We start from the raw sequence: 14,124 nt of genomic DNA on the forward strand, positions 1-14,124 counted from the left end.
CCTTTACATTATAGATTTTTAAAAGTTCTTTTATATAGTAGCATACTAAGAAGCCGAGCGACAATAACTATCTGAAAATAATATCAAATCCATCAAAAAAGTCCAGCTGATTTCATTATCTTCTTTCTTCAGAAAATAATGAAATTAGCTGAACTTATACAACCGATTATTTTAAGAAATTTTAGCCACAATTGCTTTTACATATTGTAAAAACGTGCTACGAACTTGATCCGTTGTTTCGATTACTTCTGTGTGCGAAAGTGGTTGGTCAAGAATTCCAGCCGCCATATTCGTAATACAAGAAATACCGAGAACGCGTAATCCTGCATGGTTAGCAATGATTACTTCTGGTACAGTCGACATTCCAACTGCATCTGCTCCAAGTGTGCGCATCATTTGAATTTCAGCAGGAGTTTCGTATGTTGGACCACTAAATCCCGCATAAACACCTTCGCGAATAGTTAAACCAAGCTCTTGCGCAATTAATCTAGCTTCCACACGTAATGCCAAATTGTAAGCTTCTGACATATCTGGGAACCGTGGGCCAAAATGTTCGTCATTCGGTCCGATAAGTGGGCTTGTCCCAGTGAAATTAATATGGTCAGAAATCAACATCAAATCGCCAGCAGAATACAGCTCGTTAACCCCACCCGCTGCATTCGTTACAACTAAAACTTCGACCCCTAATTCCCTCATAACACGAACTGGGAAAGTAACCTCCTGCATCGAATAGCCTTCATAAAAATGGAAGCGGCCTTGCATAGCTACTACTTCTTTGTTCTCTAATTCGCCGAACACAAATTGGCCAGCATGTCCTTCCACTGTAGAAACTGGAAAATGAGGAATCTCACTATAAGAAAGTTTAGTTGGTTGGTTGATTTCATCCGCAAGCACACCTAAACCTGACCCAAGAATCAAACCAATTTTTGGTGAACCCGTGTAACTTTCTCTAATTTTCGCAACTGCTTCATTTACTTTTTCTAAACTCATTTTTGTTCCTCCCTTTCCCTATTTCAAGTCTGCTAAGAAACTTTTTCCATATTCAGGCATTTTAACATCAAAATTGTCTGCTACCGTCGCCCCAAGATCTGCAAAAGTTTTGCGCAGCCCAAGTTCGGACCCGCCATTTTTAAAGCGCGGTGAGTAGACAAGTAGTGGAACAAATTCACGTGTATGATCTGTCCCCGAGTATGTTGGGTCGTTACCATGGTCAGCTGTGATAATAAGTAAATCATCATCCGTTAATTTTTCCATTACTTCTTCTAAACGACCATCAAAGTCAACTAGCGCATCCGCATAGCCTTGTGGATCACGGCGATGACCAAATAGTGCGTCAAAATCTACTAAGTTAAGGAAACTCATACCATTAAAGTCTTTATCTAGCACAGCGATAAATTGATCCATTCCATCCATATTGGATTTCGTGCGAATTGATTCTGTCACACCTTCTCCGTCAAAAATATCGGAAATTTTCCCAATCGCAATAACGTCTTTGCCGCCATCTTTAAGTGCATCCATCACAGTCGGTTTAAATGGTTTTAGTGCATAGTCATGACGATTTGGTGTTCTAACAAATGCACCAGGTTCGCCGACAAATGGGCGCGCAATAATCCGGCCAAGCATGTACGGATCATCTAGTGTGATTTTACGGCAGAATTCACAAATCTCGTATAATTCCTCTAACGGAACCACATCTTCATGTGCCGCAATTTGTAACACTGAATCAGCAGAAGTATAAACAATTAACGCGCCTGTTTTCACATGTTCTTCGCCAAGTTCAGCCATGATTTCCGTACCACTAGCAGGTTTATTACCGATTACTTTTCGACCAGTTTTTGTTTCGATTTGATTGATTAAATCATCTGGAAATCCGTCCGGGAAGACACGGAATGGGGTATCAATATAAAGTCCCATAATCTCCCAGTGCCCAGTCATCGTATCTTTTCCATTTGAAGCTTCTTGCATTTTTGTATAATAAGCAAGTGGTTTTTCTGCTTTTTTAATCCCTTCAATTTCACGAATATTTGATAAGCCAAGTTTGCCCATTTCTGGCATTTTTAAGCCGCCAACATATTTCGCAATATGACCAAATGTATCTACATCAAAATCACCAAATTCAGCAGCATCTGGGGCTTCCCCGATACCAACTGAATCCATTACAACTACATGTACTCGTTTAAATTTATCTGGCATATTTACTCATCCTTTTCCATTATATTTTTTAAGCGCGCGGGTGAAATTGTTTGTAGACGTCCTTTAGGCGCAGCTTGGTTACATGGGTATAAATTTGCGTAGTGGAGATGTCAGCATGTCCAAGAAGTTCTTGCACCGAGCGGAGATCTGCTCCGTTTTCAAGTAAGTGCGTGGCAAATGAATGACGCAAAGTATGCGGTGTAATTGGTTTTTCAATGCCCGATTCTTTCGCAATACCTTTTAAAATTTTCCAAAAACCTTGTCTTGTAAGTCCTTGACCGTGATGATTTAAAAACACGAAATCATTGCGGTATTTCGGTCTTCTAAGTTTTGGCCTTGCTTCTTCCAAATAATGTTCTAACACAGTGGTCGCCGTTTTACCAAGCGGAATGATTCTTTCTTTATCCCCTTTACCAATGGTTTGAATAAAACCCATTTGGAGATGTAAATCATCCATTTTCAGTTGAACAAGTTCAGTAACACGAAGCCCTGTCGCGTATAAAATCTCCATCATCGCTTGATCACGAAGTCCAAGCGGTGTACTTGTATCTGAAGAATTAAGTAGTAACTCTACATCGTCTAAATTTAACACTTTCGGCAATCCTTGTGCTTGTTTTGGCGTTTCAATTTGAATCATTGGGTCATGGGACATTTTCCCATCATGCATTAAATAATGAAAAAAAGACCGTAGTGAAGCAACGTATCTCGCTACACTTCTTGCTGATTTCCCTTCTTTTCTAGCAAACGTCATGAATCCAACTATATCACTTCGTTCCAAAGTATTCGGGTCAGTAAATGTTCCAGATGTGTTCATATAAGAAACAAAATAGTATAAATCCCGCTCGTAAGCTTTTATCGTGTTCGCGGATAAACCTTTCTCTACAATTAAAAAATGTAAAAAATCATCTATCAAATCATTCATAAGCATTTCCTCCACAAGTCCTATTCTACCATGTTCCGTCTTCAGTGAAAACGTTTAAGTAACGAAAAAAACATGTAATACTTTTCGCGCAATTCAGTCCATCTTTTTTCCACAAAAAAAGTTTGAGATAGGTTATCTCAAACTCAGCCATTATTTTTTTTGGGTTTTTGTCTGCAATCTGCGCAAACTCCTTGAAAAGTTAGACGGTGATCTTTTACAAGAAAATTCCATTTAGATTCCACAATCTTTTCCACATCTTCTAGTAAATCTTCTTGAATTTCCTCTACTGAACCACATTCTAAACAAACAAGGTGATGATGGAAATGTTTCGCGCCTTCTTGTCGTAAATCATAACGTGAAACACCATCTCCAAAGTTAATTTTATCAACCACGCGAAGTTCTGTAAGCAGTTCTAGCGTTCTATAGACAGTTGCCAGGCCAGTGTCAGGCGCAATATCTTTCACACGCAAGAAAACTTCCTCTGCACTTAAGTGATCTTTTTCATTTTCCAGTAAAACGCGAACAGTTGCTTCTCGCTGTGGGGTTAGTTTATAGCTAGCATCATGAAGTTGTGCTTTAATGCGACCAATACGACCTTCCATTCTGGTTCCTCCCTTAGTTGCAATAACAAGCTGCCTTTCTAAATTATCATCATTATCATTTAACAGTAACTACAGTTTATAATAATTATAAATAAAATGCAAGTTCAAAATTCATTTTCCAGCTTATTAAATGACTCGCATTCAATTCCTATTGCTTATGTTTACTAAGATATCACAAAAGCAATAGGCTGTCTACAATGATTATCAATTACTAAATAATTTCTCGTTATTAATAATAATTATTATTTAGCTTTAGCTAGTAAGAACAAGAAATAAGGAGCTCCGATAACGGCCACCACAATTCCAGCAAATATTTCAGAGGGTTGAATTATTAAGCGACCAATCGTATCGGCTAACAGTAACAAGAGTCCACCCGAGAGCGCTGCAGTTACCATCACCCAGCGATGCGCCGAGCCAACTAATTTTCTCGCAATATGCGGTCCAATCAACCCAATAAAAGCAATCCCTCCACTGACAGATACACAAGCAGCTGCAAGCCCAACAGCAACAATTAAAAGAATGAATTTTTCTCGTTCTACGCGGACACCAAGCCCTGTAGCCACTTGATCTCCAAAAGAAAGCACATCAAGAGTCTTCACTTTCATAAAAGCAACTGTACCTAAAACAACTAGCCATGGTAACAAAGCAAAAACATATTGCCAGCTAGATGCCCAAATATTCCCAGCCATCCATTCTGCATAACGTTGATAATTTTGCGGATCAAGACGAATTGTTAGCAGGGTAATAAGTGCCGCAATTGCCGCCGCAACAGCAATCCCAGTGAGCAACAAACGATTAGGAAGCAGCCCTTCGCTTCTACTGTAAGAAAGCCCATAAACAACAAACGCTGTCAAAATCGCACCAATAAAACCAATAAATGGCATAAATAGAACCGGTACCTCCATTGTAGAAGGAAAGAAAGAAATATAGAGCATTACCGCCAAACCAGCACCATTATTAATCCCTAAAATCCCCGGATCAGCAAGTCCATTTCCAGAAATCCCTTGCAAAATCGTCCCTGATACAGCAAGACCCGCGCCTACTAACAGCGCAATAACAATTCTCGGCAAACGAAACTCAGTAACAATTAGTTGTGTTCCCCCGTCTGCCATCCCAAAAAACGACTTGATTACTTCTAGAAATGGCAACTTAGAATACCCAGCATTGACACTGTATGTAAAAGTAAAAATAATTAGTACCGTTAAAATAATTAAAGTCCAAACACGCCGTGACTTTTTTTGTTTTTCTGCTGTTGTCATATACATTATAAGTTCCTCCTTTCCTTACGAGCTACATATAGGAAGAAAGGAACCCCAATAAGCGCAAAAATAACACTAATCGGCGTTTCATACGGCGGATTGATAGTTCTTGCAACAATATCAGCAATTAATGTCAAAAAGGCACCAACGACAGCTGAACACGGAATAATCCACCGATAATCCACTCCAACTAAAAACCGAACTAAATGAGGTACAATTAACCCAATAAACCCAACCGGACCAACGACAGAAACAGCTAAACCAGCAAGTACTAGCACAACCACCATCGAGGCAATTTTGATAAAAGTCGTTTTTTCGCCAAGTCCTACTGCAATATCATCCCCTAAGCTTAAAATTGTAATGGATTTACTTAGTAGAATCGCCGCTATTAAGGCACCTAGTAACCATGGCCAAATTGCTTGAAGCTGACTCCATTTCACCCCAGCAACACCACCGGCATACCAGAATGCTAAATCCTGGCTTAATTTAAAATAAATTGCAATACCTTCACTAAGCGCCGTCAAAAGTGAACTAACCGCCGCTCCTGCAAGAACTAATCTTGTTGGCGACATCGCATTTCCTGCAATCGAGCTAACTCCAAATACCATAAAAGCACCAATTGCTGCACCAACAAAAGAGAAGATAATCAGTGAGTTATAACTAAGCCCCGGCATAAATGCAAAACAAATCGCCACCATAAAAGTAGACCCTGCGTTTAACCCTAAAAGCCCCGAATCTGCTAGTGGATTTCGTGTAATTCCTTGCATAATTGCACCAGCAACTGCAAACGCCGCTCCAATTGCCATATCCGCAATTACTCTCGGAACCCGCAAGCTCCGAATAATCTGATGATCTGTTTCAGAACTATTATAATGAAAGATTGCATCCCAGACAGTACCTAAGTGAATATCTGCTGCTCCAACCGCAATACCAAAAAGCGCCATAATAAGAAGTAATAACAGGCCTGCTGTAAGTATAAAAATAGCGACAGTTGGTCTTGTGTTCATTTTTAACTGTTTTGACTTATCCATCTGCACAAATTCCTTCCATCTAAAATGTCCGCGCCTACCAGGTGATAATAATTATCAATCGTAAAGAAAATTATATCAATTTAATTAACTAATCGCAATGTTTAGTTGGATTCTAGAAGTTTGTTAACCACAATATCCAACTGACCTTCAACAGCTAACGGATCATAATAAAACATCGTATCAAAATCCATTTGATAAACATGGTTTGCTTTAAATGTCGGTAAGTTTTTCCAAATTGGTGAACTTGTTAAATCTTTTAACGTTTTTTCGCCATCTTTTGCACTACCGGAAGACGTATTCGTGACAAACATCTGATCAGCTGCATATTCTGGTAAAACTTCTAGTGAGATTTTCTGCCAGTCTTGACCGTTTAGTACCTCTTGCTGAATTTTGGCTGGAGCTTTAAGCTGAAGTGCATTATAAATCGCTTGCCCCCCACGCCCCATGTTTTGACCCATAACGTAAAAATCTTTATCTTGTACTTCATAAATACCAACCGTCTCATCTGCCGCTAGTTTTCCTGCTAATTTCTCCCTCGCTTCTTTAGCTTTTTGGTGGAAACTATCTAGCCATGCTTCTCCGGCTTTCTTTTCTCCAACTAAATCAGCAATTTGGCGAACGTCTTCTTCTACTGTTTTGGATGTTGCATATGGAATCAAAACAGTAGGAGCAATTTTCGTCATTTGTTCAAACTCATCTTCATTTGAAACAATGATTAAATCTGGTTTCAATTCTGCTACTTTTTCAGCAGAAACTGGGTCGCCAATATCTTGAATTCCTTTTACTTTCTCTTTCAAGAAAGGATTTTCCATTTGTTTTGCTCTTGCACCAACTGGCTCCAACCCAAGTAACACCAGATTTCCCAAGTATTCGGAAGCTACTATCCGTTTTGGATGAGTTGGAATTTCCACTTTTTTTCCGTTTGACATCGTATATGTACGCATCTCCGCTTTATTATTTTCAGCCGAGTTATTATCTCCACAAGCACCTAAAACCAACATGGTCAAAAGCACAAATACCAATAAACTAATACTTTTTTTCAAATTTAGCCCTCCTGTAATTGATAATACTTCTCATTTAGTATAGCGAAACTGTTCACATTGTCAACTAATATTAGCGAACTAACACTTGCATCTTTGACATAAAAACTCTATACTTAACCATTGAGAATGATTATCAACTTATTTTAAATTGGAGCGATGAAGATGAAAGACCTGCATACCGATAACTTACAAATTTCATACGACAAGCGAATCATTGTTGATGGTTTAGATATAGCCATACCGGCGAATAAAATAACCGCTCTAGTTGGCGCGAATGGTTCTGGAAAATCGACTATTTTAAAAACGATGTCCCGGTTAATGAAGCCGAGTCACGGAGCTGTATATTTGGACGGTAAAAGTATTCATCGTCAGCCAACAAAAGAAATTGCGAAACAATTAGCGATACTACCTCAAAACCCTTCTGCGCCGGATGGGTTAACCGTATTTGAATTAATTTCTTACGGCCGTTCTCCGCATCAAAGTAGCTTCAAATCAATTACCGCAAAAGATCGAGAAATTATTTTCTGGTCGTTGCGCGTAACTAATTTGACCGAATTTGCTGACAGACCGATTGATAGTTTGTCTGGTGGACAGCGCCAGCGAGCTTGGATTGCAATGGCTCTTGCCCAAGAAACAGATGTATTATTTTTAGATGAGCCGACAACATTTTTAGATATGACTCATCAGTTAGATGTCCTTAATTTACTCAAACAATTAAACCAATCTGAAAACCGGACGATAGTTATGGTTGTTCATGATTTAAACCACGCATCCCGTTATGCGCACCACATGATTGCTATTAAAGAAGGCCAAGTAATTGCAGAAGGAACCCCTGTCAGTGTGATGACCGAACAAACACTAGAAGATGTCTTTAATATCAAAGCAGATATCTTAATTGACCCACGTAGCGGTGTTCCACTTTGCCTTCCCTATGAAACTTGTAACGGTTGCGAAATTGTAAAGGAGCTTGATTCCATTGTCAAATGAGCTTTATGATGTCACCATTATCGGCGGTGGTCCAGTTGGTCTTTTCGCTGCTTTTTATAGCGGCCTTCGCTCGATGAAAACAAAAATTATCGATGCTGAACCTGCCGTTGGTGGCAAAGTGCGTTATTTTTTCCCTGAAAAAATCATACGAGATATCGGTGGGATTCCAGCTATCACTGGTGCTAACCTTATCGCTAACTTAAAAGAACAAGCCGAAACATTCCACCCAGAAATCGTCTGTAATGAACGAGTGATAGATGTCACTAAACTTTCTGATGGAACTTTTCAATTAACTACTCAAAATGGTTCAATTCATTTTTCTAAAACAATTGTTATCGCAACAGGTAGCGGTACTTTTGAAGTTAACCGCTTAGAAGCTGCACATGTAGAAGATTTTTCAGACGCTATATTTTATGATGTGAAAAATATTGAACAATTTCGTGACAAAGTGGTTGCTGTCTCTGGTGGTGGAAATTCTGCGATTGACTGGGCGCAAACATTAGAACCTATTGCAAAAGAAGTTCATTTAATTTACCGTGGTGAAGATTTCAAAGCCCATGAAGAAAGTGTCAATGCCCTAAAAAATTCCCGTGTCCAAATCCATGTTCACCATGAAATAAGCGCTCTATTCGGTTTTAACGACCAGTTATCTGAAATAATGCTTTATTGCAATCAAACAAAAAAAACCAAAACCATTTCAACAGATGTACTCTTTATCAATCATGGGGTCAAAGTTGACTTAGGAACCATGGCTGAATGGGGATTTCAATTAGCTGATTGTGGGATTGTGGTAGACGAGGAAATGCACAGTTCTGTCCCTGGAATTTTCGCTTGCGGTGACAGCGCAACCTATCCACGAAAAATCCGCATCATCGCAGCAGGACTACACGAAGGTCCGATTGCCATTAATAGCGCGAAAAAACATCTAGAACCTACTGCCGCTGACGAAGCTATGATCAGCACACATCATAAAAGCTTTATTAATTAAAAAATGATTTGGGTCCGTTTCCAAATCATTTTTTAATATCCTGTTTATGCAATAAATAGCGCAATTACTTTTATCAAAATCCGCATTTCTTCTTCCAAAATAACTTTTTGTCGCAGTAGTTCTTTCAATCGCTCGCTGTTTATGATAGTTTTTTTGGGGCAACTCCACGTTAATTCCTTCCACATTCTCCCCTCCAAACCTACAATCACCAACTAATCAAAAGGTTTTCAAAAAAAGAAAATACCATTTAGGCATTTTCTTCCATTAGCAGTAATAATTTCCAATACTCCATTGCATACATCGTTTTTGCGTCATGAATCAATTGTTGCTGTATTAATTGCTCTGCTTCAGCTGGAGTTACTTTGACAAGGTTAATAAATTCATCTGGATCTTTCTCTAATGGTTTTTCTACTTGATGAAGATCGCGTGCCACAAAAATATGTAGTAATTCATTCGCAAACCCAGGCGAAGTATAAAAAGAAGTTAAATACGTCAAATCATCTGACTGAAATCCAGTTTCTTCTTCTAATTCACGTTTAGCTGTAATCAGTGGCTCTTCCTCCACTTCTATTTTGCCTGCTGGAATCTCGATTATTGTTTTTTCTAAGGGCTTTCGAAATTGTTCTACTAAATACATCGCTCCATCTGCTGAAAAGGGAATAATTGCTACAGCTCCCGGGTGCTTAATAATTTCTCGCTTACTATGTTCGCCGTTTGGTAATTCCACTTCATCTACTTGTAACTGAATAATATTTCCTTTAAAAAGCGTCTCTGAGTGAAGTGTTTTTTCTTCTAGTGAGTCCATCTAAGCCACCTCTTCTTGTTTTTTTTCATTATAACATAATTAAGTCCGAGTTTAATTTACATCGCACGACTGATAACATCTATTTTCTAAATATGGTATGATAAGGACAAATAAAGCACACTTTCTAAAATATAAAAACCCTTCAACTTGCCTAGTTATGAGATACTAAATATACTTAACTAGTAGACAACACGTGACACCATTTATTTTTAGAAAAATATACCTAAGATAAGCGGACCTTTCAAACAGGTACTTAAAGGAGAAGATGTATAATGACCGTTTTTAAAAAGATATTAGCATTCACTGGTTCCATTTTACTTGTCATTATTTTGGGTGGTATCCTTACTTCCATAATCCAAAGTGGCTTGATAATTGCAGCAATCATTCTAGTCGTTGCAGCTGTCCTATTTTTCTTTTCATCTAAAGCTGGGGACCGTGCGCAAATGATGGCCACTGGCTTAACTAAAAAAGAATATAAATATATTCGCACTAACCTAGAAGAAGCTCGTGTGAAGATAATCCGCCTTCAAAAAATTATGACCCAAAATAAAGCACTTTATTCTTTCCAAGAGCGCAACAAAACACTTTTACTTACAAAACGGATTTACGGTATCGTGAAAGAAGAACCAAAACGTTTTTATGAAGCCGAAGATTTCTTTTTCTCTCACCTTGATTCTTTAGTAGAGCTTACAGAAAAATATGCTTTCTTAGAAAAACAGCCTGTCAAAGACAAAAAAATCTATCAAACACTTTCTGATACACGCACACTCTTAAATGATTTAAGTCGCGTTATTGAAAAGGATTTATTTACACTTTTAAATCAAGATGTAAACAATCTCGATTTTGAATTAGAAGTAGCGAAAAACTCCATTTCTAAACAGAAAAAGAAATTTGAAAGGGGTACAAAAGATGACCGAGAAAAAGCCAAGTGAAGAAACAAATGAATTAAAAGATTTAGTAATTGAAAAAGAATTTAACCAAACGTTAGACGATCTCCTTGCTAATCCTTTTGGAACGGAAGGTGAATCTGCGGCAACTATCGTTAACAATGAAACAGACGCTGCTCCTCGCCTAGTAGACATGCTAACGGAAACAAATAAAAAACAAGCACTAGAATTATCCAAACAAATCGAACCAGGTAACCAAGCTGCAATTCTTGGATACGGAGCACCTGCTCAAGCTAAACTGCATGACTTTTCGCATTCAATGCTTGCTCATGTGCAAAAACAAGATGTTGGTCCAATTGGAGATATTATTAGTGATTTAATGTATCGCCTACAAGAAGCAGATCCCGACGAATTAGCTGCTCGCAACAAAAATGTTTTCACAAAAATGTTCCACCGAGTAAAGCAATCTATCAATGAAATTACTTCTAAATATCAAAAAATTGGTACCCAAATTGACCGCATCGCGTTGAAACTGGAACACTCCAAAAAGCGTTTGATTGAAGATAACTCTTTTCTTGAACAGCTTTATGATAAGAATAAAGATTATTTCCAAGCACTTAATATCTACATTGCTGCTGGAGAACTGAAATTAGAAGAAATTAATACGAAAATGCTCCCAGAACTTCGCAAAAAAGCGGAACAAACCGGTGATCAAATGGATTACCAAGAAGTAAATGACTTAACTCAATTTGCGGATCGCCTTGATAAACGCGTATATGATTTACGTTTAAGTCGTCAAATCACTATTCAACAAGCACCGCAAATCCGCTTAATTCAAAATACGAACCAAGCACTTGCAGAAAAAATTCAATCATCCATCATGACGGCTATTCCACTTTGGAAAAACCAAGTGGCTATCGCGCTTACCTTGCTTCGTCAACAACAAGCTGTCGCGGCACAGCGTCAAGTATCTGAAACAACCAATGAACTATTGAAACGTAACGCCGATATGCTGAAAACGAACGCTATCGAAACAGCTCGTGAAAATGAAAGGGGCATCGTTGACATCGAAACCCTAAAAGAAACACAATCAAGTTTAATCGAAACATTACAAGAAACATTAAAAATCCAACAAGAAGGCCGTGCTAAACGTGCTGTAGCAGAAAAAGAATTAGTGACTATGGAACAAGAACTAAAAGAACGTTTGCTTGAAATGAAATAACACTAAAGGCTAGCGCCAAATTGCGCTAGCCTTTTTTATAATCCTTCTAATCGCAAATTCTCAAAATGAACTGGCTTTAAGTTAGTCACAGTAAGCCCAATCAAACGAATACTTTCTTTCCCAGTATAAGTTTCGCTTAAAAGTAATGCTGCAGCTTGATAAATTTGCTTGGCATCATGGATATATTCATTTAATGTCAGCCGTTTTGTAACCGTAGTAAAATCACTATACCGTAATTTAAGCACAACTGTTTTACCGTGCTTTTGCAACTTTGTAAGCCGTTCTTCTACTTTTTTCGCAAATATCATTAAATTCTGCTCTAATATTCGTTCGTCTAATATATTGAATTCAAAAGTAGTTTCTTTTCCAACAGATTTGCGGTCACGATGTGGATTCACCACGTTATTAGATCGTCCTCTAACATGGCGGTATAGATGATAACCTTGCTTGTGTAGTTCACGAATTAAATCCCACTCACTCCACTTCTTCAAATCCGCCCCCGTTTCTATTCCTAAGCGATGAAGTTTCTCCGCAGTTACTTTCCCTACACCATAAAATTTTGTTACTGGAATTTTTTCTAAAAAAGCTTCAGCCTCATCCGGTGATACCACAGTTATCCCCGCCGGCTTTTGGAAATCCGAGGCGATTTTGGCGATAAATTTATTGAAAGAAACACCAGCAGATGCAGTTAGTCCAAGTTCACGATAAATCGTTTGTTGAATGTCTCGAGCAATAAGTGTTGCTGATTTCATTCCTTTTTTGTTTTCCGTAACATCTAAATAGGCTTCATCCAAAGAAAGTGGTTCTATTATATCTGTATACCTGGAAAATATTTCGCGTATTTGTCCAGACACTTCAACATAATGAGACATATTCCCATGAATGAAAATACCATGCGGACATAGTTTTACAGCTTGCTTAGTCGGCATTGCTGAATGTACCCCGAATTTACGTGCTTCATAAGAACAAGTAGAAACGACCCCCCGCTTATTTGGATCCCCACCAATAATTAATGGTTTCCCGCGAAACGCAGGATGGTCTCGCTGTTCCACAGATGCATAAAAAGCATCCATATCAATATGAATAATCTTCCTACTCGTATCCATAACTGCACCCCTTAAAACGAACAAACGTTCTAATTATAAGTATAAACTTAAAAGAAGATAAATACAAGCAAAAAATCCACTTAATACAAATCTAAATGTTCCCTTACTCCACCTCATTTTTACAATTTCTTTCTTAATTTTAAGTCTATAACTAATAGCATTCCCACTCTCATTATGTCAATTGTATGTTATTTTCGGTGCAAAATACTCCTGGTTAAAATACAAAAACAAGCTGACTTCACTTGTATGTGAAAGGTTAAGAACATCATACACTTATACAAACAGTTAAAATCCTTTCAAAATTTGGTTCCTTTCGTTCCTACAAAATTGCTTTAAAAATTAGTCGGAGTTATGGTTGGATTAGTCCAATTGAAAGGAAGCGTTTTAATAATGACTTCCAAAAAAACTGTTACAAACCCATTCTTATCTTCCTCTACGTATGCGGTAACACATATTGCTTCCTCCCAAAGCGTTGTTGTCCCTTTTGAAGTAAAACGAGGTTCCTTTAATGTCGATTTGAGAAAAAGTCCACGCATTCCAACAGGGCCAATAAGCATTATTACATTGGCGTCTACGGATTCAAATTATATGTGGGGTGTTTCTACGCAAGCAATATCCTATATAAACATTTCTAATAATGGCTTTACGCAAGTCGCTCATTTCAAAGATCCAGCAGCTAAAGATACTCCTGAAGGAGCATTAGATAGAGCGTTGCAAGAAACCTACAAAACAATGGATGATGTAAAACAAGCGGTTAATGGCGAAATAAGCATGGATGCGTAAGGACGTTATCTCTATCAGCACCGTTCCAGTCGTAAGTGGACCATCCAATATCGTATTTACTAATGGCTTTTGTAAAGAAACCGGCTGGGAAGTAACAGGTTTGGATTGGAACACTGGTGAGACTGTATTCTGCGCCAAATTTGGTTTTGATAACCTTGGTAATGGTGCTTATTCTATTATTCAATTCTTTGAAAATGGTGTTTTATTGTTTAATAGTATAGGTGGTCCAACTCGAGTGAAATTATAAAAGCAAAAAAAGTTCCAAGCAAGTAAAGCCTTGTTTGGAACTTTTTTAT

16 protein-coding genes are annotated in these 14,124 nt (G+C 38.1%); 6 read left to right on the top strand and 10 right to left on the bottom strand.

Annotated elements, in window-relative coordinates; translation table 11 throughout:
- Positions 1-171: 171 nt before the first annotated feature.
- The 7 genes from JL53_RS10855 to JL53_RS10885 all read right to left on the bottom strand — a co-directional run bounded on the left by JL53_RS10855 (position 172) and on the right by JL53_RS10885 (position 7,050).
- The gene (locus tag JL53_RS10855) at positions 172-990 is read right to left on the bottom strand and encodes a purine-nucleoside phosphorylase (protein WP_038407621.1); all 819 of its coding nucleotides are present in this window, start codon (positions 988-990) and stop codon (positions 172-174) included.
- A gap of 18 nt (positions 991-1,008) precedes the next feature.
- Positions 1,009-2,193 carry a phosphopentomutase gene (gene deoB, locus JL53_RS10860; RefSeq protein WP_038407622.1) on the bottom strand — a complete coding sequence of 395 codons (1,185 nt, stop codon included), beginning with the start codon at positions 2,191-2,193 and terminating at the stop codon, positions 1,009-1,011.
- Positions 2,194-2,221: 28 nt separating this feature from the next.
- Positions 2,222-3,115 carry a site-specific tyrosine recombinase XerD gene (gene xerD, locus JL53_RS10865; RefSeq protein WP_038407623.1) on the bottom strand — a complete coding sequence of 298 codons (894 nt, stop codon included), beginning with the start codon at positions 3,113-3,115 and terminating at the stop codon, positions 2,222-2,224.
- 143 nt (positions 3,116-3,258) lie between these two features.
- Positions 3,259-3,717, bottom strand: coding sequence for a ferric iron uptake transcriptional regulator (fur, locus tag JL53_RS10870; protein ID WP_038407624.1), 459 nt, complete (start codon positions 3,715-3,717; stop codon positions 3,259-3,261).
- A gap of 242 nt (positions 3,718-3,959) precedes the next feature.
- Positions 3,960-4,982, bottom strand: coding sequence for a FecCD family ABC transporter permease (locus JL53_RS10875; protein ID WP_003720280.1), 1,023 nt, complete (start codon positions 4,980-4,982; stop codon positions 3,960-3,962).
- Positions 4,982-6,007 carry a FecCD family ABC transporter permease gene (locus JL53_RS10880; protein WP_038407625.1) on the bottom strand — a complete coding sequence of 342 codons (1,026 nt, stop codon included), beginning with the start codon at positions 6,005-6,007 and terminating at the stop codon, positions 4,982-4,984. Before JL53_RS10880 ends, JL53_RS10875 begins: the two co-directional genes overlap by 1 nt.
- A gap of 101 nt (positions 6,008-6,108) precedes the next feature.
- Positions 6,109-7,050 carry an iron-hydroxamate ABC transporter substrate-binding protein gene (locus JL53_RS10885; RefSeq protein ID WP_038407626.1) on the bottom strand — a complete coding sequence of 314 codons (942 nt, stop codon included), beginning with the start codon at positions 7,048-7,050 and terminating at the stop codon, positions 6,109-6,111.
- Positions 7,051-7,212: 162 nt separating this feature from the next.
- On the opposite strand from JL53_RS10885, the gene JL53_RS10890 reads away from it, so the two are divergent.
- The gene (locus JL53_RS10890) at positions 7,213-8,037 is read left to right on the top strand and encodes an ABC transporter ATP-binding protein (protein ID WP_003748663.1); all 825 of its coding nucleotides are present in this window, start codon (positions 7,213-7,215) and stop codon (positions 8,035-8,037) included.
- A complete protein-coding gene (locus tag JL53_RS10895; RefSeq protein WP_038407627.1) occupies positions 8,027-9,025 on the top strand; it encodes an NAD(P)/FAD-dependent oxidoreductase in 999 nt (332 codons plus the stop codon). The genes JL53_RS10890 and JL53_RS10895 overlap by 11 nt, the downstream gene beginning before the upstream one ends.
- A 44-nt stretch (positions 9,026-9,069) precedes the next feature.
- On the opposite strand, the gene JL53_RS15675 is transcribed toward JL53_RS10895, so the two are convergent.
- Together JL53_RS15675 and JL53_RS10900 are read right to left on the bottom strand one after the other, a co-directional pair.
- On the bottom strand, positions 9,070-9,210 hold the full coding sequence (locus JL53_RS15675; protein WP_003720285.1) for a hypothetical protein: 141 nt from the start codon (positions 9,208-9,210) through the stop codon (positions 9,070-9,072).
- A gap of 62 nt (positions 9,211-9,272) precedes the next feature.
- Positions 9,273-9,830 carry an NUDIX domain-containing protein gene (locus JL53_RS10900; protein ID WP_003720286.1) on the bottom strand — a complete coding sequence of 186 codons (558 nt, stop codon included), beginning with the start codon at positions 9,828-9,830 and terminating at the stop codon, positions 9,273-9,275.
- A 272-nt stretch (positions 9,831-10,102) separates the two neighbouring features.
- Here JL53_RS10900 and JL53_RS10905 point away from each other — a divergent pair, with 272 nt between their 5' ends.
- Both JL53_RS10905 and JL53_RS10910 read left to right on the top strand, forming a co-directional pair.
- On the top strand, positions 10,103-10,762 hold the full coding sequence (locus JL53_RS10905; protein WP_003720287.1) for a 5-bromo-4-chloroindolyl phosphate hydrolysis family protein: 660 nt from the start codon (positions 10,103-10,105) through the stop codon (positions 10,760-10,762).
- Entirely contained in the window at positions 10,740-11,939 is a 1,200-nt protein-coding gene (locus tag JL53_RS10910; RefSeq protein ID WP_003720288.1) for a toxic anion resistance protein, read from the top strand. Before JL53_RS10905 ends, JL53_RS10910 begins: the two co-directional genes overlap by 23 nt.
- Before the next feature lie 35 nt (positions 11,940-11,974).
- On the opposite strand, the gene dinB is transcribed toward JL53_RS10910, so the two are convergent.
- A complete protein-coding gene (gene dinB / locus JL53_RS10915) occupies positions 11,975-13,045 on the bottom strand; it encodes a DNA polymerase IV (protein ID WP_003720289.1) in 1,071 nt (356 codons plus the stop codon).
- Between the two features lie 390 nt (positions 13,046-13,435).
- Here dinB and JL53_RS15880 point away from each other — a divergent pair, with 390 nt between their 5' ends.
- Together JL53_RS15880 and JL53_RS15885 are read left to right on the top strand one after the other, a co-directional pair.
- Entirely contained in the window at positions 13,436-13,828 is a 393-nt protein-coding gene (locus JL53_RS15880; RefSeq protein ID WP_038407628.1) for a hypothetical protein, read from the top strand.
- Positions 13,821-14,075 carry a hypothetical protein gene (locus JL53_RS15885; RefSeq protein ID WP_038407629.1) on the top strand — a complete coding sequence of 85 codons (255 nt, stop codon included), beginning with the start codon at positions 13,821-13,823 and terminating at the stop codon, positions 14,073-14,075. Before JL53_RS15880 ends, JL53_RS15885 begins: the two co-directional genes overlap by 8 nt.
- Positions 14,076-14,124: the final 49 nt, after the last annotated feature.

This window comes from Listeria ivanovii subsp. londoniensis (genome assembly GCF_000763495.1).
Taxonomy (GTDB): domain Bacteria; phylum Bacillota; class Bacilli; order Lactobacillales; family Listeriaceae; genus Listeria; species Listeria londoniensis.

What these genes read in the sequence shown, in the direction of transcription:
- JL53_RS10855 (WP_038407621.1), bottom strand. Translation starts at nt 990, where the DNA reads ATGAGTTTAGAAAAAGTAAATGAAGCAGTTGCGAAAATTAGAGAAAGT.
- deoB (WP_038407622.1), bottom strand. Translation starts at nt 2,193, where the DNA reads ATGCCAGATAAATTTAAACGAGTACATGTAGTTGTAATGGATTCAGTT.
- xerD (WP_038407623.1), bottom strand. Translation starts at nt 3,115, where the DNA reads ATGAATGATTTGATAGATGATTTTTTACATTTTTTAATTGTAGAGAAA.
- fur (WP_038407624.1), bottom strand. Translation starts at nt 3,717, where the DNA reads ATGGAAGGTCGTATTGGTCGCATTAAAGCACAACTTCATGATGCTAGC.
- JL53_RS10875 (WP_003720280.1), bottom strand. Translation starts at nt 4,982, where the DNA reads ATGTATATGACAACAGCAGAAAAACAAAAAAAGTCACGGCGTGTTTGG.
- JL53_RS10880 (WP_038407625.1), bottom strand. Translation starts at nt 6,007, where the DNA reads ATGGATAAGTCAAAACAGTTAAAAATGAACACAAGACCAACTGTCGCT.
- JL53_RS10890 (WP_003748663.1), top strand. Translation starts at nt 7,213, where the DNA reads ATGAAAGACCTGCATACCGATAACTTACAAATTTCATACGACAAGCGA.
- JL53_RS15675 (WP_003720285.1), bottom strand. Translation starts at nt 9,210, where the DNA reads ATGTGGAAGGAATTAACGTGGAGTTGCCCCAAAAAAACTATCATAAAC.
- JL53_RS10900 (WP_003720286.1), bottom strand. Translation starts at nt 9,830, where the DNA reads ATGGACTCACTAGAAGAAAAAACACTTCACTCAGAGACGCTTTTTAAA.
- JL53_RS10905 (WP_003720287.1), top strand. Translation starts at nt 10,103, where the DNA reads ATGACCGTTTTTAAAAAGATATTAGCATTCACTGGTTCCATTTTACTT.
- JL53_RS10910 (WP_003720288.1), top strand. Translation starts at nt 10,740, where the DNA reads ATGACCGAGAAAAAGCCAAGTGAAGAAACAAATGAATTAAAAGATTTA.
- dinB (WP_003720289.1), bottom strand. Translation starts at nt 13,045, where the DNA reads ATGGATACGAGTAGGAAGATTATTCATATTGATATGGATGCTTTTTAT.
- JL53_RS15880 (WP_038407628.1), top strand. Translation starts at nt 13,436, where the DNA reads ATGACTTCCAAAAAAACTGTTACAAACCCATTCTTATCTTCCTCTACG.
- JL53_RS15885 (WP_038407629.1), top strand. Translation starts at nt 13,821, where the DNA reads ATGCGTAAGGACGTTATCTCTATCAGCACCGTTCCAGTCGTAAGTGGA.